At 38.6% G+C, this 21,333-nt stretch carries 25 protein-coding genes; 5 read left to right on the top strand and 20 right to left on the bottom strand.

Annotated features, from left to right (window positions below):
- Positions 1-247: 247 nt before the first annotated feature.
- Positions 248-406 carry a hypothetical protein gene (locus tag C1726_RS26140; protein WP_180968152.1) on the bottom strand — a complete coding sequence of 53 codons (159 nt, stop codon included), beginning with the start codon at positions 404-406 and terminating at the stop codon, positions 248-250.
- 260 nt (positions 407-666) lie between these two features.
- Between C1726_RS26140 and C1726_RS09410 the strand changes: the two genes are divergently transcribed.
- Both C1726_RS09410 and C1726_RS09405 read left to right on the top strand, forming a co-directional pair.
- A complete protein-coding gene (locus C1726_RS09410) occupies positions 667-2,052 on the top strand; it encodes an alkaline phosphatase (RefSeq protein ID WP_102272893.1) in 1,386 nt (461 codons plus the stop codon).
- 75 nt (positions 2,053-2,127) lie between these two features.
- Positions 2,128-2,766, top strand: a complete 639-nt coding sequence (locus C1726_RS09405; protein ID WP_102272892.1) for a hypothetical protein — start codon at positions 2,128-2,130, stop codon at positions 2,764-2,766.
- Positions 2,767-2,867: 101 nt separating this feature from the next.
- On the opposite strand, the gene C1726_RS09400 is transcribed toward C1726_RS09405, so the two are convergent.
- The 9 genes from C1726_RS09400 to C1726_RS09365 form a co-directional block, all read right to left on the bottom strand.
- On the bottom strand, positions 2,868-3,749 hold the full coding sequence (locus C1726_RS09400) for a GNAT family N-acetyltransferase (RefSeq protein WP_102272891.1): 882 nt from the start codon (positions 3,747-3,749) through the stop codon (positions 2,868-2,870).
- A 28-nt stretch (positions 3,750-3,777) separates the two neighbouring features.
- A complete protein-coding gene (locus tag C1726_RS09395; RefSeq protein ID WP_102272890.1) occupies positions 3,778-5,040 on the bottom strand; it encodes a GNAT family N-acetyltransferase in 1,263 nt (420 codons plus the stop codon).
- Between the two features lie 89 nt (positions 5,041-5,129).
- Entirely contained in the window at positions 5,130-5,744 is a 615-nt protein-coding gene (locus C1726_RS09390; RefSeq protein ID WP_102272889.1) for a TetR/AcrR family transcriptional regulator, read from the bottom strand.
- A 180-nt stretch (positions 5,745-5,924) separates the two neighbouring features.
- Complete coding sequence (locus C1726_RS26135) at positions 5,925-6,098, bottom strand: hypothetical protein (protein WP_180968151.1); 174 nt, start codon at positions 6,096-6,098, stop codon at positions 5,925-5,927.
- A 76-nt stretch (positions 6,099-6,174) separates the two neighbouring features.
- The gene (locus C1726_RS09385) at positions 6,175-6,735 is read right to left on the bottom strand and encodes a GNAT family N-acetyltransferase (RefSeq protein WP_102272888.1); all 561 of its coding nucleotides are present in this window, start codon (positions 6,733-6,735) and stop codon (positions 6,175-6,177) included.
- A 4-nt stretch (positions 6,736-6,739) separates the two neighbouring features.
- On the bottom strand, positions 6,740-7,663 hold the full coding sequence (locus C1726_RS09380) for an AraC family transcriptional regulator (RefSeq protein ID WP_102272887.1): 924 nt from the start codon (positions 7,661-7,663) through the stop codon (positions 6,740-6,742).
- A 178-nt stretch (positions 7,664-7,841) separates the two neighbouring features.
- Positions 7,842-8,069, bottom strand: coding sequence for a spore coat protein (locus C1726_RS09375; protein WP_102272886.1), 228 nt, complete (start codon positions 8,067-8,069; stop codon positions 7,842-7,844).
- A gap of 108 nt (positions 8,070-8,177) precedes the next feature.
- Entirely contained in the window at positions 8,178-9,257 is a 1,080-nt protein-coding gene (locus C1726_RS09370; RefSeq protein WP_102272885.1) for a hypothetical protein, read from the bottom strand.
- Between the two features lie 101 nt (positions 9,258-9,358).
- Complete coding sequence (locus C1726_RS09365) at positions 9,359-11,731, bottom strand: polyprenyl synthetase family protein (protein WP_102272884.1); 2,373 nt, start codon at positions 11,729-11,731, stop codon at positions 9,359-9,361.
- Between the two features lie 202 nt (positions 11,732-11,933).
- On the opposite strand from C1726_RS09365, the gene C1726_RS09360 reads away from it, so the two are divergent.
- A complete protein-coding gene (locus C1726_RS09360; RefSeq protein ID WP_102272883.1) occupies positions 11,934-12,713 on the top strand; it encodes an alpha/beta fold hydrolase in 780 nt (259 codons plus the stop codon).
- 174 nt (positions 12,714-12,887) lie between these two features.
- Here the strand turns inward: C1726_RS09360 and C1726_RS09355 are convergent, their stop codons facing one another.
- From C1726_RS09355 to C1726_RS09345, 3 genes are all read right to left on the bottom strand, one after another.
- Positions 12,888-13,583 carry a YqeB family protein gene (locus tag C1726_RS09355; RefSeq protein ID WP_102272882.1) on the bottom strand — a complete coding sequence of 232 codons (696 nt, stop codon included), beginning with the start codon at positions 13,581-13,583 and terminating at the stop codon, positions 12,888-12,890.
- A 34-nt stretch (positions 13,584-13,617) separates the two neighbouring features.
- On the bottom strand, positions 13,618-14,211 hold the full coding sequence (locus C1726_RS09350; RefSeq protein WP_102272881.1) for a TetR/AcrR family transcriptional regulator: 594 nt from the start codon (positions 14,209-14,211) through the stop codon (positions 13,618-13,620).
- Positions 14,212-14,543: 332 nt separating this feature from the next.
- On the bottom strand, positions 14,544-14,801 hold the full coding sequence (locus tag C1726_RS09345) for a hypothetical protein (RefSeq protein WP_102272880.1): 258 nt from the start codon (positions 14,799-14,801) through the stop codon (positions 14,544-14,546).
- Between the two features lie 136 nt (positions 14,802-14,937).
- Here C1726_RS09345 and C1726_RS09340 point away from each other — a divergent pair, with 136 nt between their 5' ends.
- Together C1726_RS09340 and C1726_RS26870 are read left to right on the top strand one after the other, a co-directional pair.
- Entirely contained in the window at positions 14,938-15,276 is a 339-nt protein-coding gene (locus C1726_RS09340; protein WP_322090975.1) for a histidine kinase N-terminal 7TM domain-containing protein, read from the top strand.
- The gene (locus tag C1726_RS26870; RefSeq protein WP_322090974.1) at positions 15,261-15,515 is read left to right on the top strand and encodes a hypothetical protein; all 255 of its coding nucleotides are present in this window, start codon (positions 15,261-15,263) and stop codon (positions 15,513-15,515) included. The genes C1726_RS09340 and C1726_RS26870 overlap by 16 nt, the downstream gene beginning before the upstream one ends.
- Positions 15,516-15,535: 20 nt before the next feature.
- Here C1726_RS26870 and C1726_RS09335 read toward each other — a convergent pair whose 3' ends face one another.
- The 7 genes from C1726_RS09335 to C1726_RS09305 form a co-directional block, all read right to left on the bottom strand.
- Complete coding sequence (locus tag C1726_RS09335) at positions 15,536-16,921, bottom strand: cobyrinate a,c-diamide synthase (RefSeq protein WP_180968150.1); 1,386 nt, start codon at positions 16,919-16,921, stop codon at positions 15,536-15,538.
- Entirely contained in the window at positions 16,900-17,730 is an 831-nt protein-coding gene (locus C1726_RS09330; protein WP_102272879.1) for a cobalamin-binding protein, read from the bottom strand. The genes C1726_RS09335 and C1726_RS09330 overlap by 22 nt, the downstream gene beginning before the upstream one ends.
- A gap of 34 nt (positions 17,731-17,764) precedes the next feature.
- Positions 17,765-18,313: a cob(I)yrinic acid a,c-diamide adenosyltransferase gene (locus tag C1726_RS09325; protein ID WP_102272877.1), complete on the bottom strand. Its 549-nt coding sequence runs from the start codon at positions 18,311-18,313 to the stop codon at positions 17,765-17,767.
- Positions 18,314-18,398: 85 nt separating this feature from the next.
- Positions 18,399-19,235 (bottom strand): heme ABC transporter ATP-binding protein, encoded by an 837-nt coding sequence (locus tag C1726_RS09320; protein WP_102272876.1) that lies wholly within the window; start codon positions 19,233-19,235, stop codon positions 18,399-18,401.
- Complete coding sequence (locus C1726_RS09315; protein WP_102272878.1) at positions 19,225-19,827, bottom strand: ABC transporter substrate-binding protein; 603 nt, start codon at positions 19,825-19,827, stop codon at positions 19,225-19,227. The genes C1726_RS09320 and C1726_RS09315 overlap by 11 nt, the downstream gene beginning before the upstream one ends.
- Before the next feature lie 34 nt (positions 19,828-19,861).
- Positions 19,862-20,410: a cob(I)yrinic acid a,c-diamide adenosyltransferase gene (locus C1726_RS09310; RefSeq protein WP_102272877.1), complete on the bottom strand. Its 549-nt coding sequence runs from the start codon at positions 20,408-20,410 to the stop codon at positions 19,862-19,864.
- 85 nt (positions 20,411-20,495) lie between these two features.
- Complete coding sequence (locus tag C1726_RS09305; protein WP_102272876.1) at positions 20,496-21,332, bottom strand: heme ABC transporter ATP-binding protein; 837 nt, start codon at positions 21,330-21,332, stop codon at positions 20,496-20,498.
- Position 21,333: the final 1 nt, after the last annotated feature.

The following is a 21,333-nucleotide window of genomic DNA, read 5'->3' as shown; positions in this document are numbered from 1 at the left end:
CGATGAACGACCGGTTCCTTTTTTCTTAGCTTGTTGGGGCCTTCATTCACGCGATGAACGACCGGTTCCTTTTTTTCTGAGCTTGTTGGGGCCTTCATAACCTCGATGAACGACCGGTTCCTTTTTTCTGAACTTGTTTAGGCCTTCATAACCTCGATGAACGACCGGTTCCTTTTTTCTGAACTTGTTGGGGCTTTCATTCACGCGATGAACGACCGGTTCCTTTTTTCTGAGCTTGTTGGGACCTTCATAACATCGATGAACGACCGGTTCCTTTTTTTCTAAGCTTGTTGGGGCTTTCATCCCCCCGATGAAAGACCATTTCCTTTTTTTTCGAGCTTGTTGGGGCCTTCATCCCCCCGATGAACGATCGTTTCTCTTTTTCTAAACTTGTTTGGGCCTTCATCCCCCTATGAACGACCGTATCTTTTTTTCAGCATCGCTTGGCCATCATACACTTAATAGATAAACGTTCTACTGTTATCACCCAAAAATATTAGTCTTAATATGGATACAAGTATAAAAAGGTGAAGATTATTAGATTAGTAGTTTCATAAGATTCCTATCTCCCGCCACAAATCTTTACAATACTAAAACCTTTCCTTCACTTCCCCTTAATATTCCCAATATATACTAATCTCGTAATCAAATTCGGGAGGGGAAAAGATGTCTATTAAAAAATTCACTAGAAAACTAGTACCATTTGCAGTTGTATCTTCAGTTGCACTCGCTGGCTTTAATATTTCCGGATCATTTACTACAGTTGAGGCAAAGGAAAATGACCAAAGCAATGGAAAAGCAAAAAATGTTATTTTTCTAATTGGAGATGGTATGGGCGTATCCTATACTTCAGCTTACCGCTCCTTAATAAATGATCCTAAAACAAAATTTGCTGAAGAAACGGCTTTCGATCCTTATTTAGTCGGTCAGCAAATGACTTATCCAGAAGATCCGGCTCAAAACATTACCGATTCTGCTTCGGCTGCAACGGCTATGGCAGCTGGAATTAAAACATATAATAACGGAATTGCTGTGGATAACGATGGAACAGAGGTAAAAACAGTTTTAGAAGCAGCGAAAGAAAAAGGAAAGGCCACTGGTCTTGTTGCAACTTCTGAAATCACTCATGCTACCCCTGCTTCATTCGGTTCACATGATCTCAGCCGTAAAAATATGAATGCGATTGCTGATGATTATTATGACGAGCTTATTAATGGGAAACATAAAATTGACGTTCTATTAGGCGGAGGGACCGATCTTTTTGTTCGAAAAGATCGCGATCTAGTAAAAGAATTTCAAAAAGATGGCTTTAGCTATGTAACGAACCGTGATGATTTACTGAAGTCAAACGACGAACAAGTAATTGGATTGTTCGCTCCTGCAGGCATGCCAAAAATGATTGACCGTGATAAAGATGTACCATCATTAGAGGAAATGACCAAATCAGCGATCGACCGATTGAATCAAGATAAAGATGGTTTCTTTCTTATGATTGAAGGCAGCCAAATTGATTGGGCGGGTCACGACAATGATATCGTTGGGGCAATGAGCGAAATGGAGGACTTCGAAAAAGCATTCCAGGCTGCAATTGAATTTGCCAAAAAAGACAAAAATACACTTGTTGTTGCAACGGCTGATCATTCTACAGGCGGATTTTCAATTGGAGCAGATGGAATCTATAACTGGTTCCCTGAGCCAATTAAAGCAGCAAAACGTACACCTGACTTCATGGCTGACCTGATTGCCAAGGGTGCGAATGTTGAGGAAACATTAACGAAGTATATCGATTTAGAATTAAAGGCAGAAGAAATTCAATCAGTTAAAGATGCTGCCAAAAAGAATGATTTCACAGAAATCGATAATACGATTGAGAACATCTTTAATAAACGTTCCTATACTGGCTGGACTACAGGCGGGCATACAGGTGAAGATGTTCCTGTTTATGCATTCGGACCAGCAAGTGATAAGTTCGCAGGACAGCTGGACAACACGGACCATGCAAAAATTATTTTTGACCTGCTTCAAGCAAAAGTAGAAATTAATGATAAATAAGCTAGGTCAAAAAAAGTTCCCGTTGAATGATTATACCAACGGGAACTCTTTGTAAAAATAGATGGGGGTTCTGCCATGAAACAAGTCATTTATCTATGTCTATTATTGATCACATTAACCGGCTGTTCCTTTAACAATGAAAAATCTGCTGCAGCAAAAACTGGCTCTAATCATACGATTCCAAGCTACTATGATGATTACATTCTGAATCCGCAAGTATCTGATGACAGGCTGCTTCAAGAGATCGGGCAATTTTCCCGTGATAATCGAGGGGAACTGACGGTTAAGGCAGCAGAACTTGACAGCCATACTTACAAAATTGGCAGTTCAATCGAATTAACAGTCAGAGAAGCAAAGATTCTTCACTTTAAACCAGATTATAGCTTGATAGATTTCTATCATTCCTATACACATGACCAAGAATTTGATTTCATAAAACTTTTTATAGAAATAAAAAACACATCTAATGAGCCGTTAAAATTTGCACCTATCGCCATACTAAATACAAGCTCTGGCGAAAAGAAAATATATGAAGATGATATTTACTTAGAAGAACTGAATGGAGAAATTGCTGCTAACGGAACGAAGAAGGGCAATTTTGGTTTCATTATTGAAAAGTCGAATGCTGATTCCATTGAGATTGTGACAAGCGATGTATTTAATGTGCAGGATAAGAAACTAAATAATGGGGAAAAGTTTAAAATCAACTTTTAAAAAACCATAGAGAATTTTGGGCATTGAACTGCACCCCAATTGTTAGACACCGTCAAACAATTGGGGTGCAGTTCAATGCCCAAAATCTCTATGGCTTTTTCCTATAGTTTTTTCATCATGTAAACTTGTTCAGTCATTGATGTAAAACCCATTTCCTTTAGGATAGAATGGGTTAGTTTGCTTTTTCCTATTGGTATATTTGGAATAACGCGATTGATATCCTCAGTAAACTTGCTGAACACTTCATTAATTAAGTATCTAGTGATAGGCTCCTGATCCTTATGTTCAGGCTCTGCCTCACATTGAAATAAAACAGTATTTATATGCTTTCCTTCAGAATTAAATGTGCGCCGATAATAGGCATACCCGATTGGATTATCATTAGCATCCTTTACAATTAGCGCTTCTCCATCCTTTGCACTTTGCCACTGTGTCTGCCAAGGATTCATTCCTTTATAAAAAGAGATTGCTCCAGCTTGCATGGGAACTGCTCTTTCTACCTTGTAATCTCCTATAGAAATATCAGAGTGATTATTAGCTAGAATCCCATTTAGACCTAAATACTCTAGGTTATCTATTATTTCATAACCCATCTTTTCATATAATGAAATTGCTTTAACATTATCACTTATTGCCTCTAATGAAGCATAATCCACTTTTTCTTCATTAAGAATGGATAAGGTTTCTTCCATCAGCATCTTCCCTATCCCTTTTTTTCTTAGTTCTAAGGCAACGCCAGTGCCTCCATTCCAAGCTAATTTCTGTCCCTTAAACTCACGTATTCCATTTTTTACAATGCCAATTGGTTTGTTATCCATAAACGCAACAATGGAAAGATGTGGTGATAATCCCTCATTTACTAATCTGCTTAGGAATTTATCTGCCGTTGTGGCTGCATCAAAGTAATACCCTTCAAAGCCTGTATTCCAAGCCTCTACGCCTTCCTCAATCGTACAATCTTTTAATCTCTTTATTTCGATCATCGCAATCCCCCGTCCCATATTCATAAAATCAAAAGGCTGTCATACAAATTGGCTTTTGCAAATGCGGGAACAATTGATTTATTACATCCCTATATTCTGGTTTATTTATTTTTAATCGCCCATACTGATACAATTTATCAGCACTTACTGCCCCCATAGCAAGAGAAGATAAATCAGAAATATCAATCTCTAGTTCAACATCTGTACGATTCAGGACATATTCATCTACTGTTAGCTTTCCTTGTTCATAAGAAAGCATCCACTTTTGCGGTTCATCAGAATGGAATGTATCTTTTACAATTAATCGTAGTTTGAAAGTTTTTCCTGAGAAATGTTCGGCAGGAAGCTGTAATAGAAATTTCGGAACATCAATTATTTTATACATTAAACCAATTCCTGATGTCTTTGTTTCATGATAGACACTGGGAATTAAATGATTGCTGCCATTTCTCGATTCACTAATTAAAAATTCAATATCATCATCTTGCGTGTTCAGAATAATTCGGTTTACTTGGTCAGCCTGTGTGTTTAAAAAATAGCTTAACTGAGTAAGTGTCTTTGGTGTTTCATAAATGAACTCTTTAACGATTAAATTATTCATTAAAAAATTTTCATTGTTTATTTTTTTAAAAGTAAAGATAATATAGCCTTGCAGTTCTCCATTTTCCATAAATCCAACTAGTTTGTGATCAGGATTTTTGAACATAATTTCCATGTCGTAATCCGTCTTCAAAATCATGCCATGAGTCAAACAGGCATATCGATTTGCACATTTCTTTATCAATTCTTTATGGGATGAGTCTAAGTACATTAATCCTTCTTTTGTTTCCGCCTTTGGAAAACTAGCCGGTGCAATTTGATATTGATTCATCTTTGTCCCATAGCCAAAGCCCATATTCTTATAAAAATCAGGTCTGAACGGGTACAGCATCACGATTGAGGTTCCCTTTTCTTTGAAATAGGAAATGAAATACTCGATCAGGTCTTTCGCAGCTTTTTCCTTTTTATGAAGCAAATCTACTGCAACCAGCCCAACTCCCCCAGCTTCGATTAGTTTTCCACATACATTCATTGTAAAATGATGAATTCTCATACCACCCATTAATTTCCCATTGCGAAATAATCCATAAAATTGAACCGTATCAACTTTTTCTTGTATGTTTACTAAACTGTCTATATATTGCTGCTTAAATTCAACGGTATTTCTCGTAGTTCCTGGATAGGCGTTTACAACAATTTCAACAAAGCTTGAAAATTCTTCTTTTTCAAGTCTTCTAATCTTGCTTTCCAATACCTTTCACCCCAAAATCTTGAAATTTAATAAGTTTAAACAGCTATAAATCGACCAGTCGCATATGCTCTATAACTATATGTAAGTGGTCAGCATTCTAAAAATCGCAAAATCATATTTTGATAGTTTTCCAGCACGTTAGTATAAGGGTATTCATTATTGATTATCGTATGCAGCATGGCTCCGTCCATTACCGTCCAAAACATATTTGCGATCACTTGAAGCTCAGCATCTTGCCGGAACTCCCCTAATCTCTGACCCTCTTCTATTATTTCGATTATTAATTGAATAAAGAATTTATGTCCTCTCTCTTTGAGAATCTTATTAATTTCTTCACTTCTTGACGAATATAATGTAAATTCCAAATGGACGATAATAATTTTTCTTCTATCTTCTTCATAGGGATCCATTGCTTTATATATCCCAAAAAGATAAATTAGCTTTTCTTTAGCACTTTTAAAATTGCTAAGTTTCTCACGTAATCTTGCATTGCTCGTTTCCGTCTGCTCACGCATCAATTCTAAGTAAATTTCGTCTTTACTTTTAAAATAATTGTAAATGGCTCCCTTACTAATTCCAGAACGTTTAACAATGTCATCCATTGTTGCCACTTGAAACCCTTTTTTTGCAAAACAATCTAAAGCACTGTCTAAAATTTCTCTTTTCTTTTTCTGCTTATATTCTTCTGAAACAATTGGCGGCAAATGATTCCCTCCATGCTATTTAACAAAAACTGTCATTAAATTGATTATTATTATAATAAACCGACCAGCCAGTTTATTTCAAGTTATTTTTTAATATTTCTGAAATTAGTAGCCCTTTAATAAAAAACTGCCCCTATCCATCATATGAAGAATAGGGGCGTCAAATTTTTCGTTAACACTCTAATCCTGATATCCCGATAATTGCTGCTGTGCAGAGTTCAGTGAATTGATTGCATCTTGAATTTTACTTTTATTGTCTTGCTTCTCTGCATGATTAAGTGCTTGCTGCAATGTTTGAACCGTTTCTTGTACAGATGACATTCCTTGATCCACATACTGTTTTGCTTTTTGCATATACATCTCTCCTTTTATCAACGTTCCAAAGTAGTATCTGCATATGCGGTTGGATTCATTCCATTTACAGCCGTACTTATTTTATATATTCTTCCCGTAAAATACTGTATATTTCTAAATCGACGATTCCTTTCCCTGACCATAATGATGCTTGCCGTAAAGTTCCTTCGTACGTTAAAGTATTTTTAAGCAGAACCTTCTTTGAACTCTCATTTTGCGGCATCACTTCAGCCTGTATTCTATTCACTTTCCCTTCCATAAATAGAAATGCTAATAAGGTTCGGACAGCTTCCGTAGCAATCCCCTTTCCCCAATAGGATTCCGCTAAATAGTAGCCAATTGTGCACATATTTACCTTTTGATTAAAATCAAAAGCTTCGATAATACCAACCAGTTCATCTTTTAAAAAAATTCCCCACTTAATTCTTGTTCTTTTTATGTAATCGCGTTCAAAATGTCCAATCATTTTCTTTACTGTATCCTTATTATGCTTAGGTATAATCCCGCAATATTCAAAGACACGTTCATTATTGTAAATAGCAAATACACCATCAAAATCTTGATCCTCTATTCTTTTCAGAAGAAGCCGATCAGATTTTAAAACAGGAAACTCACTAAAAATCGCTGCTACATTCATAATCTTACTTCACCGCTCTCTGTTTAATTGGAATATATAAATCTACCTTGCATTTTCCTTCTGGATCATGCATTGGGTTATTCATACAAAATTCTAAACATGGCCGGTCATCTGCATCATACTCACTATTTGGCAGCCACTGTCCAAATAAGTTTTGATAGGTAATCGCAAACTTATCTATTGTGTCGTAGAACGTGTACAGTGCATAAAGACCACCGGACAATTTCTTAAATTGAACCTCATGATGGTCTTCTTTATTGAATTCAGCTGGAATCGTTACACAGGCATCATAGCGGCATGCGTATTCATCAACCATATTCGGGTCATCCAAAGAAATGCCAATGAAATACTGATTTGCCGGGAGAAGATGATTTATTTCTGCCCATATGCCTAATTTACGCCAAGCGTGATGTGTATCTAAATAACTGCCAATATGTCTGACATAGGCTACTTCATATTCCGGCAACTCCTTTACAGAAATATTCATTTTCCAAATCCTCCATAGAAAATTGTTTTTGTTACTTCTATAGTAATTAAGAGGATTGGATGACTCTTCCTGAATTTTGCTAACTTGTAATGAGATATTGCTATTTTCTTTAAATTCCTTCCTTGCCTCACTTGGTGTTTTATTAAAATGTCTTTTAAAAATAGCATTAAAGTTTGAAACTGATTCAAATCCACATATACTAGAAATTTCAAGAACTGTTTTATTCGTTTCCAGCAGATAATATGCTGCTTTTTGAAGACGTTTTTGATTTACAAATGCAATGGGAGTAAGACCAACGATGGAAGTAAATATTCGTGAAAAATGATATTTTGAAAAATTAGAGATACTGGCTAAATCATCAAGATTAATAGGCTGAAAGCTATTTTCTTCAATAAATTGAATAACTTTTTCTATTCTTTTTATATAATCCTCATTTTCCATCTAACCTTATCCTTTCATATTTTCCTAAATGTTCCATATCCAAATTATACATGGCAGATCAAATGATTTAATAGCTAATTTTTAAGAGAAAAGCCAAAAGGCTCTATGCAAACGCATAAGAGCCTCCTCTAAATATCAAATCAATAAATTACCTGCTCAAAAAAACTTCTGAGTCATTTTAAAAAAATGGATAATATGGATAAAATGGTGGATAGAATGGATAAGGTCTAGGATAAACAAATGGACTCAACAACGCACCTGTCGCAAGCCCTCCTACAAATCCACCTAAAAAAGGGCTGCCAAATCCAAATCCAAACGGTCTGCCGAATCCTGGTCTGCCAAATCCAAATCCAGGACGGAATCCAAATGGCCTTCTTAAATCATTCATCCCATTTCCTACATGCATAAAAGCCCCTCCTTTTCTATTTATACATCAAATTATGCTTATTGGATGTATTAGGTTTGAGACAAATGCCTATTCAGACGAATTGATTATTAACTACCGATTCTGCGCTTATCGAACAACATCCTCAAGCTGATTAAAAATAGAAGAAACGCCCCTCCACCAGTTTGGATCCTCGGCATATTTTCGGTTAATCCACTGAATTGGATCAGCGTCCTCTGGGCGGCCATTACTCACATTTACAATTGTTCGTGCGGCGATTCGGCTTGATTCTGAAATGTTCGTATTAAAATCTTCCCAGCTATGAAATACATTAAAAGGATTATTCGCGATTTTTTCGGCATTCACATGATTTTTTGATACAAATCCTTGCTCTTGTCCAGTGATAGAAAATAATAATAGCGGATGAATATTAAATTCACTCGCAGCTTCAATAATAGAGGAAAAATACGGTTCTTCTGCTAGGATTGAATTCCTCCCATTCAGCCATTCTCTTAATTTCCTTTCATTAATTTTTTCATATTGCAAATAGGAAGGCAGATTATTTGGTGATCTTTGACTAGAAGATGCAGCTTTATTTTCCACTGCTTGCCCTTTTGCGGATTCAAGAGGTTCTTGGACCGGACGCTCCACAAAAATTATCACAACAAATGCAATGCAGACGAATGCTGATACCCCAAGGTAAAGTGATCTATATTTTCGCAGGAAACTTCTTTTATTTGTGTCAGCAAGCTTGTTTTCATTAGTGGAAATACTAGGATGACATACCGGCTCAATCGTATATGTAATTTCATTTTTTTGATAACTATTAAGTAGATCCTCTATGATGTTTAACTCTGTCTCTCTTACGTCTACATCTACTTTCTTATATACCCATTGCGGCAGTTCCTTTTCGATTTCCTCTCGTGTAGCCAGCCCTATGCTAGATTCAATGATGTCATTTGCAGAGATAGACAGCGAGTTGGCAGACAGCTTCTTACTCATCAGCTCCATCCGAATACTTTTTTTCGTTTCCTTCGAAAAGTTTGGCAAGGACTGGTCTATCATTCGATGAATCGTTTTTGCCAGTATACTAGCTTTCTCTTTGGAGCTTAACTCCCCATATTGATTGCTAAGCTGTTCTTTTATCTCTTTAATTCCAGCTTCATTAATCACTTCTATTTTTAATAATTGTTCATTAAACGGAGTCAATTATTCCACCCCAACTACTTGTTCTAAAATCTTTTGTACGATATTATCTGGCAGATGAATTGAGCGGCAATACTAAGATGATCATTTAAAAGGATTCGCACTTAGCGATCCCGTTGGACAATATAATCCAATAATTGCTTTAAAAAACCGATCTTGCGAGGTACATCCTGCAACGCTTCCATTGCTAGGCAATAATGCTCCCACATGGATTTCTCTGCTCCTTCAAAACCTAGAATCGTTACAAATGTTGAATTGCCGTTTTCAATATCTTTTCCCGTATGCTTTCCAAGTAATTTCAGGTCACCTTCAACATCCAGCAGATCATCCTTAATTTGGAACGCAATCCCGGCATGATGGGCGTATTTTTTCAAAGCATCTATCTCTAATTCCTCTGCTTGAGCGAGAATAGCTGGCATAATGAGAGCTGCTTCAAATCCGAGCCCGGTTTTATAAAAGCACATAGTATTTAATTGTTCCAAAGTTAGCTGCTTTCCTTTAGAATCGAGATCCATCGCCTGTCCCTTGCACATATCCTCTGTTATTCTGGAAGAATAACGAATAAGGTTCAGAACTGCTTTGGGATCGAAATGTTCAAGGGATGCTTGCTCCCTTGTCGCTTTTTGGGTTAAAAAAAGTCCCGTTAATTCTGCAATAGCAATGTTATATACTTCATGAAGGGTTGGACGTCCCCTGCGTATAGATGCATTATCCTGAGAGGGCAGATCATCAAAGATTAGAGATGCTGTATGCATATATTCCAAAGATTTTAGAAGCGGCTCCATTGCTGTTTGATTTAATCCATATTCATTCACACCCATGACCCATGTCATGATTGGCCGGAGCCGTTTGCCATCCCCCTCTAGGCTATAATTGGCAGCATCAATAATTGGATCGTCCATTAAAAGATTCTTCTCATTTTTTGAAATAAATAAGACACTGTTAATTTGCGTGCGAACTTGTTCAATCGTATTCAAAAAATCTTCCTTCTCGATTCGATCATTTTTTAAATTGGTTATCATATGATCCCGTAGCAGTTTATCAAAGAAATCTACATCATCCGCTTTTCGAACCATTTTTTGAATCAGCCTATTAAATTCTGGATTTCCTGAAGCAAGTAAGTCCATTATCTCATTGTACTTTTTTATTCCCATCCGTTCTTTAAATCGCTTTAAGCCATTAATCGCCCGATCCAGTATGACCTCACAGGACTTTTGATCTGAGTGATAAACATGGTGTATCAAATTATCAATAACCGTCCAATATAGTTCAAAGGGGTTGATCAAATCTGGGCGCTTATCATGATGTTTCATATAATACGTATACGGTGTTACCGCCCCATCCTCCATATCATCAAACATATCCGCAAAATCATCTGCCAACTGGTTGTAAATCCCATAATAGAACGTTCGATTATCAATATCCTCATCCTCAGCTGCATTAATTAAGGAACGAACAATCAATCGTGAAGAAGAGGACTTTAAAATGACTGGAATATAAAGCTCTTCATTTGTGTAATGCTCATTAGACAAGTCCTTTCCACGATCCACTTCCTGAGAGTGATAAAAGACAAAGGCTTGCTCGAAAAAATGATATTTTTTCTCCTTTTGCTGATGACTCTTCATATACTCAAAAGCGTCTTTAAGCTCTCTATAAATATATCGGATTAGTTTTCTATTCTTCCCTTCCCATTCACCTAATTTGGGCACACTTCCTGTGATGAGAGTAGTACGGATCCAATCTGTATATTGTTTCTCCTCTTTCTCAGATAGTATCTTCGCATCAAGCAGATCGTCAATGAAGGGATAGGTTAGTCCATAGGCATATCCGATTCTAATCGCGCGATCAAGTTTCTGTGCACGCATGTTAGGCGAAGTTTGATCATCCATTTCTTCAATCTCGTTCATCACTACCCCTGCGATAATTTTAATAATCTTTCGCTGGGCATGCGTTGCATCCATATCTTTAGGAATATTGGAGGAAACTGTTTTCAGCTTGTTAATCACCCAGATTACAGCCGATTCAATGCCTTCTTTCTGGGCCCATCTGTACAGCCCTGTCATGTTAAAAATCTCATCTGTTGAACTGGAGGAATTAGTCAGCTGTTTTTTTAATCTGTCAACAATACTCTTTATTCTAGTCTGTGTATTAGATGAGCGAAGCGATTTGCCCAAGTCCCTCATAAAAATATAGGAAGTGCTGCGATCTAGATAGTTATCTAATTTACCTGTGTAATCTAGCCATTGAATATAACTTTTATAGCCTCGATCATTCGGCTTTCCCTTTGTTCGGGAAAATAAGGAAAGCAAGGAATGATGATGAATATGGTTATGCTTCCAGGCTTGGATATCCTTTGTCAAGGTTGGAACATATGTCTTTTGCTTAACCTGCTCTTGCAGTTTCATAAAATAATGCTTTGCTTTCTGCTCTGCTTTTTGGTAGCAAGCATTTGCATTTCCTTGTATATCCTCTTTCATGCAATCCATTCCCTCTATTTAATGATTTCTTAATATATGTAAACAATATCATCCAAATAACTGTAATAATCCAAAAGTAACATCATTCTAACGAGATAGCCTAATATATATTTTTTCTCCAGATTGCAGCAAAGATAGGTACTCACCTATGCTTACCCCTATGAATATCTTAACCTTAAAATGAAATGACGGGGGAAATGTGATGGGATACTTAGTTCCTGTAGAACAAGGTGTAAATTTATTTGTGGAAGATATTAATCAAGGAGGCAGCAAGACGATCGTGTTTATACATGGCTGGCCGCTTAGCCATAAACAATTTGAATATCAGTTTAATATTCTTCCAGCAATGGGTTACCGCTGCATTGGCATAGATTGGAGAGGCTTTGGAAAATCAGATAAACCGATAAGCGGCTACACATACAACAGACTGGCTGATGATATCCGAATGATTGTTCATGCCCTTCAGCTTGACAATTTTGCTCTCGTTGGTCACTCCACTGGGGGAGCAATCGCCATTCGCTATATGTCCCGCTACAACGGACACGGAGTTTCCAAACTTGTCCTGATTGATGCTGCAGCTCCTGCTGGATTTACTAAAGAAACAGCCAATAGCCTATTAAAGGAAACATTAAATGACCGTCCTCAGATGATGCAAGGAATTACAGACACCTTTTTCTTCCAGTATATAACAAATGCATTTTCAGACTGGTTTTTCCAAATGGGATTAGAGGCTGCGGGCTGGTCGACCGCGGCTATTATTAAACTTTTAAGAGATGAAAAGCTTGATGAGGATCTTCCAAAAATAGATAAACCTACTCTAATTATACACGGGATTCACGACAAAGTAATTCCGTTTGCACAAGCCGAGGAGCTTCGCCAAAAAATAAGAAATTCACAGCTTGTTCCTTTCCAATTCAGCGGTCATGGTCCTTTTTGGGAAGAACGCGACAAGGTAAACCAGCTGTTAACCCAATTTATATAATAAAAATCAGGGAGAGTATCCTCTCCCTGCAGGTGAAAACGAATATATTCGCCAAACTTTAATAATATTGGTCGTCAATGGCGATATATTCGCCGTTGCCACGAATATATTCGCCGTCCATCCAAATATATTCGCCCTCATCCTCGATATATTGGACAAACACCCAAAACTTAGCTATTTTCCAAGTTTAGCCCCTTCTGCAAGCCTTACATATTGAGCGCCTTTATCATCCTTAATCACTGCTCCCAGTTTAGCTAAATCTTCCCGCAGATGCTTAGCCTCTTTCTTCTTATTCTCTTTTAAGGCATGTTCCCTGGCATAAAGGAATGCACTAATTTTTTCAGGAAAATCAGGGTGTCCTAACACCCATCGCTGGTAATCGCTCTCAAAAGGATCTTTCTCATTCCATGGATATTGATCGTTCTGAAATGCTTCTCTAACAATATCTTTCTTTGCATCTATAACTTCTCTGTATAATTCAACACTATGCTGTCCGAGGATAATTAATTGCTTATTTTCTAGATATACGGCAGAAATGTCTTTTTTCGCAATCGTCACTACCTTTTCACCAAATTTTAATTTCAAATCATCCTTAGAAATTGTCACTTCCAGACTTTCGTTAAAAATAATAAACGTCAATAGGACACCAATAATAATCCCAATAATAGTCGTCACAATCGAAGCCCAGAGGCTGTTAAATGAGGCAATTATTTCGATAATTATTTCCAAAGGAACTACAGGCAGTTTTAATAACCAGTCAGCAATGACAGGCATAAACCATCCTATAACACCACCTACAATCATAGGGACGAATATAACGAGTGTTTTTTCTAACTTAGTGAGACCAAGCACCGTTTTGTTCTCATTCATATAAATTATCCCTCTCATCATTATTACATATAAATTATTTAACCAGTTTCAATATACTCTTTACTAGTTCTTCATTATAATCTTCGATGCTTACCTTATTTTGAAAGGTTAGCATTGATTCTGATATTGCCCCTTGAATGATCGTTGAGACAGCTTGGAGGTTAAAATCGCTAAATTCATTCGCTTCTTGCCCTTTGCGGAGAATATCTATTAATAAATTGTTTTTCATATCCTCTTCTTCATCGTCAAGTAAATAATAAGGGATATGTTCAGGTGTGCGTGCAATAAAGACAATTTCAATTAAAGCAATGTTATTCGATCGATTCGTTACTTGATAGGCTAGGCTTGCTTCGATAAATGCTGTCAGCTTCTCTGAAAATGTCTTCTTTAGCTCCACTCGTTCATGAATATACCGCCACTCTTGTTCAACTAAATACATTAGTGTATTGTTCATCAAATCCTCTTTGCCAGAGAAATGATAAGAAATGAGACCAGTGCTGATATTTGCTTTTTTCGCTATTTTGGCAAGGCTTGTGCTAACGTACCCAATCTCCTCTAACACTTTTATTGCCGCTTTGATTATTTGTTCCCTTCTTGCTTCTGCTATAAAAGATTGTCTGTCTTCCATAAAATCTCCACCTCCAAATTGATTGATTAATCATTTTTTTGATTGATCAATCAATTAATTTAATTTTATATTTGACTTTCTTTTTTGTCAAACTTAATCTGTGTTCCATCTCTTTCCATCCTTGGCAATTAATTAATAAAAAAACACGAGAAGAACTGGAGCAGTTCTCCAATTCTCACCCGTGTAAAAGGAAATGATTATCCTATACTTTCTCATTTTCACTTATAATATTTAATTTAGAACATAGCTTAAGGACTAGTAAAGCACTTATTAAAAAAACGAGTTTCCGCTGCAAGCTTAGGAACTCGTTCATAATATAGAATCAAATCCGTTCATTTTTCAGATACCGGTATATATTTTGTAAAATAAGCACCTAATATGAACAAAACCACTATAATCGACCAATTCAATAGCCCCATAAAGTTGAACCAATATGCTAAGAGATTTATGACAGCAATGAGATAAAAACATATGGCCGTTAGCATACTTTTGAAACCAGTGATACCAGCCCTTTTTCTCTTTTGAATTACAACAGATATGGAAAATATAAGAGCTACTATTAAAACAATTGATAAAACAATTGGTACCATTTGCTTCCCCCCTATAACTCACCTATCAATTCCTTAATATATACGGTTTTCAGTACAACAAGTTTCATTTCCTTCTTTCCACCATCCACATTTATATTAAAATATGCTATTTCACGGCATTTACACTTTTGGCTGTATGTTTTTAGCCCTATTACTAGTATTTTTTCATTGGAAAGAAACAGCTAAAGTTTACCGTCCGCAATTAATTATATTAATGTGCGGTCAGCTTGTTCCTATTCTGACAGCTTTTATTTATTTACTTGGATTCACTCCCCCAGGAATCGATCCAGTCCCTATGGTTTTATGGATATCTTCACTATTATATTTATGGTCCATTCATTCATCACGCATGTTTACCATTATGCCAATTGCGAAAGACGCAATATTTAATAGCATCAATGATGGTGTAATTGTATTAGATGAAACTAATCGTTTAATCGAACTTAACCAGGCAGGAGGATGTTTCCAAAGTTAGACAAATCAATGATTGGAATGGATTTTAATAAGGTTTGGCTTGAATTATCTGGAGACTCGTTTCCTTCCAATCTGGAAACTATAGAAGCAGGTTATCCCTTATTATTGGGTGCCTGCTTCTTTTTTAATGAGGGTTATATTCGCCGTACTCTTGATTATATTGGTCGTCAGTTTCGATATATTCGCCGTCTATCTCAAAATATCCGCCGTCAAGCTTCATATATTCGCCGTTTTACTTGATATATTGGACAATCTCATATTTAGTAAAATAAGTTCTGCTTCTTTTTAAATATCTCACACTGTTCCACCCAGCGCTGTGCGAGTTCAGGTGCGGAACCAAAGTGGATATGTGTATAACCAGCAACAAGATTATTAAATAAGAAGCCTTCTTGCTTTGTTCCTCTTCTTCCCGTTGTGATGTAGGCTGAAGCATACTCCTGAGATGAATCGAATGTTGAATAATGAAACTCATGTCCTCTTGCCCGGTCATTCGGTCCAATTAAGAAATTCTTGTCCGTTCCCGTTACTTCCCGATAACCAAGTGCGGCAAGCTTCGTATGCATCTTTACCTTGCCGGGAATCAGGCCAGCCATCGAATATTCCACTCTGTCAACCGTTTCAATCGATTCGGACAAGAACATGAATCCTCCGCATTCTGCCACCGTAGGCATCCCGCTTTGAATAGCCTCCCGAATAGATTGGAGGACATCAGTTTGAGCTGATAAAGCTGCTGCAAACTCCTCTGGAAACCCGCCACCAATATATAATCCATTTACATTCGAAGGGACCTGTTCCCCTTTAAGCGGAGAGAAATAGGTAAGCTCCGCTCCATAATGCTCTAACAGCTCCAAATTTTCTGGATAGTAGAAATGAAAAGCTTCATCCTTTGCAACTGCTAATCTTACTTTACTCTCTTGCCTTTGAGATCCAAATAATAAATTCGGGGATTCGATTGTTTCTGACCCCATAATTTGATAAAGACGATCCAAGTCGAAGTTCTTTTGAATCGTTTCTGAGAGTAAGTCGAAAAAAGGCGTAAGTTCTCCACGTTCAATGGAAGGTACAAGTCCAAGATGACGCTCTGGCATGCGAAGCCGATCATCTTTTGATAGATAGCCAATAACAGGAATCCCGCATTCTGATTCTACCGCTTTCTTGATTAACTCGTAATGACCCGCACTTCCCACACGATTCGCCACAACCCCACAAAGACGAACAGCAGGGGATAGCATTTGAAACCCCTTCACTATTGCAGCTGCACTTCTTGCCATCCCGCCACAATCAACAACAAGCAGCACTGGGCTATTTGTAATCATGGCAATTTCCGCAGCACTCCCTGTATCAGAAAGCGGGTCCTTCCCATCAAATAACCCCATTACCCCTTCGATAATAGCCATATCCGCTCCTTGACATCCCCGTATAAAAATCTCCTTTACTGCTAAGGAACTGCACATCCAGCTGTCTAAATTTCGAGATTTTCTGCCTGTCACTGCGGTTTGGTAAGTCGGATCGATATAATCAGGACCGCATTTAAACCCTTGCACCGTATAACCCTGCGCTTTATAAGCTGACATTAGGCCAATAGCTACAGTCGTTTTCCCTACACCGCTTCCCGTTCCTGCAACTACAATTCGGTTGATGGACATAACCATTCCTCTGCTTTCTGCTCATCATAGGCAGGGAAAAGGTCCGGATGAAGCAAAACACCTAGTTTTTGTATTCCGAGTAATAATCGTGGAGAGGGTCTGCAATAAAGGGATTCCTCCATTACTATTATCTTCTCATCCTTTATTGCCTTCATTTCGGGCCAATCTGGCCGTTGTTTAAGCAATTTCGGTTTCATTTGTTTTTCCTTTACACCAACCCATGCCATCAATATATAATCAGGATTACGTTTTCGTACATCCTCCCAATCCGTCTTCACACTGGCCCGCTCGTCATCTGCGAACACGTTATAACCACCAGCTATATGACTGATTTCCGTTAACCAATTCGTCCCACCCGGAGTAAATACCGGCTTAGGCCACCATTCCCAATATACTCGTGGCCGTTCCTTAACCTTCTGTCCAAACTCCTTATACGTGTCCAACAATCTATTATATTTATGGTATGCTGCTTCCCCAAGCACTTCTTGCCCTACCGCTTTCCCCACCTCAAGCATATTATCCCCAACATCTGCTAAGCTCTTTGGATTAAGTGTGATAAAAGGCAGTCCCCTCTCCTCTAAGCCTGCGATGTTTTTCTCCATGCCAGGCACCGATAGTGATGCAAGAACTAAATCTGGCTGAAGGGCTTCAACAGCAGCGATGTCGATATCTAAATCGGAACCTAGTCTAGGCAAACTATTAATCTGTACAGGCCAGTCTGAGTAGTTATCAACACCTACAATATTAGAAGTCAACCCCATAAACCCAAGAAGCTCGGTATTACTTGGACAAAACGATACAATTCTCATTAGAACGGTTCTCCCCTCTTTTTCACACTTTATCTTATAGTTCAATACCCATAACAGCTGGTATTCCCTCGTCATAATAATGCTTTGTCACAGTCACATCTGAAACTAGATCAGCCGCATCAACGATCTTTGAGTGGGCGTTTCTTCCAGTTAGAACAAGATGCATCCCTTGAGGGCGATGGGAAATGAGATCAAGTACTTCTTGAAGCGGCAGCACATCATCAATTGGAAAACTACTGATTGCCAGCGCATTATTGATTTCATCTAAGATGACAAGATCATGCTCACCTGCCATCACTCGCTCCTTCGTATACGTCCACGCATCTTTAAGTGCAGAACGATGCTCTTCAGGGGTTTTTGTCCAAGTGAATCCAATCCCTTTCTGGACCATTTCAATTCCTAGCTTGTCAAAAACAAGTTTTTCCCCGTACGTACGCTGGGGAGATTTGATGAATTGAATCATTAGCACTCGTTTCCCCCGGCCATATGCCCTTACGGCAAGCCCTATCGCTGCCGTTGTTTTTCCTTTGCCATCTCCTGTATAAACAAGTGTTAGTCCACGTTCTTTACTGGGTTTACTCATCGTATCCCTCCTCTTTATGTATTGAACCCAAATCTATTTGAAAAATTAGCAGCTCACTCGTACAACCTTCCAATGTACCGGACAATTATTGAAGGATCTCTATCTTTCCTACTCTCCTCTTTGCAAGATCCTTCCGCTGAGTAAAACTTTCTCCCTGAAGGATAATTTGCGGTAACCCATAAACAGGGTGCTCCATCACTATCGGTGAAGTACCGTAAACTTCCTCAATCAAATCGGTTCGAATGATCTCCTCTGGGGAACCAACTGCTACCACTCTTCCATTATGTAAGAGCAACAACCGATCACAATAGAGCGCAGCTAAATTTAGATCATGCAAAACTGAAATAACTGTCAGATCATCCTCCAGCTGCCATTCTCGAATCCGATCCATTAGCAGTACTTGATGGCCTATATCAAGATAGGTGGTTGGTTCATCAAGCATTAGAAGTTTTGGCTGCTGTGCCATTGTCTTGCCAAGAGCTACTCGCTGCCGCTCTCCTCCGCTCAAGTTTTCAAGATGGCGATCACTTAACTCATTCAGCTCCATTTTATCGAGAATTGCATCGATTAGCCGTTCAATGTCTTTTGTCTCTTCTCCAAGCCAATTTTGAAAAGGATACCGTCCCATCTCAATTACCTCTCTTACTGTAAATCCAATCGGAGGCAGAGATTCCTGCTGCAAGACAGCCAGCCATTTGGCTAGTTCTTTTCGAGTATATTGTTCAATCTGTTTCCCATTTAGTTCAACTTTTCCAGCCGATGTACTTTCCACACCAGACAGCAGCTTTAGTAATGTAGATTTGCCGCTTCCATTCGGTCCAATAATACCCAAGCATTCTCCACGTTTGACAGAAAAGCTAATCTCCTCAAGCACTGATTGGTTATCAAACCGTTTACTCAGCCTATCGACTTCAATAAACATCCATCAATTTCCCCCTGACATTTGCTTGTTTCTGCGAAGCAAGTATGCAAAGAATGGCGCACCNGGCCCGCTCGTCATCTGCGAACACGTTATAACCACCAGCTATATGACTGATTTCCGTTAACCAATTCGTCCCACCCGGAGTAAATACCGGCTTAGGCCACCATTCCCAATATACTCGTGGCCGTTCCTTAACCTTCTGTCCAAACTCCTTATACGTGTCCAACAATCTATTATATTTATGGTATGCTGCTTCCCCAAGCACTTCTTGCCCTACCGCTTTCCCCACCTCAAGCATATTATCCCCAACATCTGCTAAGCTCTTTGGATTAAGTGTGATAAAAGGCAGTCCCCTCTCCTCTAAGCCTGCGATGTTTTTCTCCATGCCAGGCACCGATAGTGATGCAAGAACTAAATCTGGCTGAAGGGCTTCAACAGCAGCGATGTCGATATCTAAATCGGAACCTAGTCTAGGCAAACTATTAATCTGTACAGGCCAGTCTGAGTAGTTATCAACACCTACAATATTAGAAGTCAACCCCATAAACCCAAGAAGCTCGGTATTACTTGGACAAAACGATACAATTCTCATTAGAACGGTTCTCCCCTCTTTTTCACACTTTATCTTATAGTTCAATACCCATAACAGCTGGTATTCCCTCGTCATAATAATGCTTTGTCACAGTCACATCTGAAACTAGATCAGCCGCATCAACGATCTTTGAGTGGGCGTTTCTTCCAGTTAGAACAAGATGCATCCCTTGAGGGCGATGGGAAATGAGATCAAGTACTTCTTGAAGCGGCAGCACATCATCAATTGGAAAACTACTGATTGCCAGCGCATTATTGATTTCATCTAAGATGACAAGATCATGCTCACCTGCCATCACTCGCTCCTTCGTATACGTCCACGCATCTTTAAGTGCAGAACGATGCTCTTCAGGGGTTTTTGTCCAAGTGAATCCAATCCCTTTCTGGACCATTTCAATTCCTAGCTTGTCAAAAACAAGTTTTTCCCCGTACGTACGCTGGGGAGATTTGATGAATTGAATCATTAGCACTCGTTTCCCCCGGCCATATGCCCTTACGGCAAGCCCTATCGCTGCCGTTGTTTTTCCTTTGCCATCTCCTGTATAAACAAGTGTTAGTCCACGTTCTTTACTGGGTTTACTCATCGTATCCCTCCTCTTTATGTATTGAACCCAAATCTATTTGAAAAATTAGCAGCTCACTCGTACAACCTTCCAATGTACCGGACAATTATTGAAGGATCTCTATCTTTCCTACTCTCCTCTTTGCAAGATCCTTCCGCTGAGTAAAACTTTCTCCCTGAAGGATAATTTGCGGTAACCCATAAACAGGGTGCTCCATCACTATCGGTGAAGTACCGTAAACTTCCTCAATCAAATCGGTTCGAATGATCTCCTCTGGGGAACCAACTGCTACCACTCTTCCATTATGTAAGAGCAACAACCGATCACAATAGAGCGCAGCTAAATTTAGATCATGCAAAACTGAAATAACTGTCAGATCATCCTCCAGCTGCCATTCTCGAATCCGATCCATTAGCAGTACTTGATGGCCTATATCAAGATAGGTGGTTGGTTCATCAAGCATTAGAAGTTTTGGCTGCTGTGCCATTGTCTTGCCAAGAGCTACTCGCTGCCGCTCTCCTCCGCTCAAGTTTTCAAGATGGCGATCACTTAACTCATTCAGCTCCATTTTATCGAGAATTGCATCGATTAGCCGTTCAATGTCTTTTGTCTCTTCTCCAAGCCAATTTTGAAAAGGATACCGTCCCATCTCAATTACCTCTCTTACTGTAAATCCAATCGGAGGCAGAGATTCCTGCTGCAAGACAGCCAGCCATTTGGCTAGTTCTTTTCGAGTATATTGTTCAATCTGTTTCCCATTTAGTTCAACTTTTCCAGCCGATGTACTTTCCACACCAGACAGCAGCTTTAGTAATGTAGATTTGCCGCTTCCATTCGGTCCAATAATACCCAAGCATTCTCCACGTTTGACAGAAAAGCTAATCTCCTCAAGCACTGATTGGTTATCAAACCGTTTACTCAGCCTATCGACTTCAATAAACATC

It is taken from the genome of Cytobacillus massiliigabonensis, from assembly GCF_900199725.1.
In the GTDB taxonomy this organism is placed as follows: Bacteria; Bacillota; Bacilli; order Bacillales; family Cytobacillaceae; genus Cytobacillus; species Cytobacillus massiliigabonensis.
This window is presented reverse-complemented; position numbering and strand designations above follow the sequence as displayed.

What these genes read in the sequence shown, in the direction of transcription:
- C1726_RS26140 (WP_180968152.1), bottom strand. Translation starts at nt 406, where the DNA reads ATGAAGGCCCAAACAAGTTTAGAAAAAGAGAAACGATCGTTCATCGGG.
- C1726_RS09410 (WP_102272893.1), top strand. Translation starts at nt 667, where the DNA reads ATGTCTATTAAAAAATTCACTAGAAAACTAGTACCATTTGCAGTTGTA.
- C1726_RS09405 (WP_102272892.1), top strand. Translation starts at nt 2,128, where the DNA reads ATGAAACAAGTCATTTATCTATGTCTATTATTGATCACATTAACCGGC.
- C1726_RS09400 (WP_102272891.1), bottom strand. Translation starts at nt 3,749, where the DNA reads ATGATCGAAATAAAGAGATTAAAAGATTGTACGATTGAGGAAGGCGTA.
- C1726_RS26135 (WP_180968151.1), bottom strand. Translation starts at nt 6,098, where the DNA reads ATGCAAAAAGCAAAACAGTATGTGGATCAAGGAATGTCATCTGTACAA.
- C1726_RS09385 (WP_102272888.1), bottom strand. Translation starts at nt 6,735, where the DNA reads ATGAATGTAGCAGCGATTTTTAGTGAGTTTCCTGTTTTAAAATCTGAT.
- C1726_RS09380 (WP_102272887.1), bottom strand. Translation starts at nt 7,663, where the DNA reads ATGGAAAATGAGGATTATATAAAAAGAATAGAAAAAGTTATTCAATTT.
- C1726_RS09375 (WP_102272886.1), bottom strand. Translation starts at nt 8,069, where the DNA reads ATGCATGTAGGAAATGGGATGAATGATTTAAGAAGGCCATTTGGATTC.
- C1726_RS09365 (WP_102272884.1), bottom strand. Translation starts at nt 11,731, where the DNA reads ATGAAAGAGGATATACAAGGAAATGCAAATGCTTGCTACCAAAAAGCA.
- C1726_RS09360 (WP_102272883.1), top strand. Translation starts at nt 11,934, where the DNA reads ATGGGATACTTAGTTCCTGTAGAACAAGGTGTAAATTTATTTGTGGAA.
- C1726_RS09355 (WP_102272882.1), bottom strand. Translation starts at nt 13,583, where the DNA reads ATGAATGAGAACAAAACGGTGCTTGGTCTCACTAAGTTAGAAAAAACA.
- C1726_RS09350 (WP_102272881.1), bottom strand. Translation starts at nt 14,211, where the DNA reads ATGGAAGACAGACAATCTTTTATAGCAGAAGCAAGAAGGGAACAAATA.
- C1726_RS09345 (WP_102272880.1), bottom strand. Translation starts at nt 14,801, where the DNA reads ATGGTACCAATTGTTTTATCAATTGTTTTAATAGTAGCTCTTATATTT.
- C1726_RS09340 (WP_322090975.1), top strand. Translation starts at nt 14,938, where the DNA reads ATGTTTTTAGCCCTATTACTAGTATTTTTTCATTGGAAAGAAACAGCT.
- C1726_RS26870 (WP_322090974.1), top strand. Translation starts at nt 15,261, where the DNA reads ATGTTTCCAAAGTTAGACAAATCAATGATTGGAATGGATTTTAATAAG.
- C1726_RS09335 (WP_180968150.1), bottom strand. Translation starts at nt 16,921, where the DNA reads ATGTCCATCAACCGAATTGTAGTTGCAGGAACGGGAAGCGGTGTAGGG.
- C1726_RS09330 (WP_102272879.1), bottom strand. Translation starts at nt 17,730, where the DNA reads ATGAGAATTGTATCGTTTTGTCCAAGTAATACCGAGCTTCTTGGGTTT.
- C1726_RS09325 (WP_102272877.1), bottom strand. Translation starts at nt 18,313, where the DNA reads ATGAGTAAACCCAGTAAAGAACGTGGACTAACACTTGTTTATACAGGA.
- C1726_RS09320 (WP_102272876.1), bottom strand. Translation starts at nt 19,235, where the DNA reads ATGTTTATTGAAGTCGATAGGCTGAGTAAACGGTTTGATAACCAATCA.
- C1726_RS09310 (WP_102272877.1), bottom strand. Translation starts at nt 20,410, where the DNA reads ATGAGTAAACCCAGTAAAGAACGTGGACTAACACTTGTTTATACAGGA.
- C1726_RS09305 (WP_102272876.1), bottom strand. Translation starts at nt 21,332, where the DNA reads ATGTTTATTGAAGTCGATAGGCTGAGTAAACGGTTTGATAACCAATCA.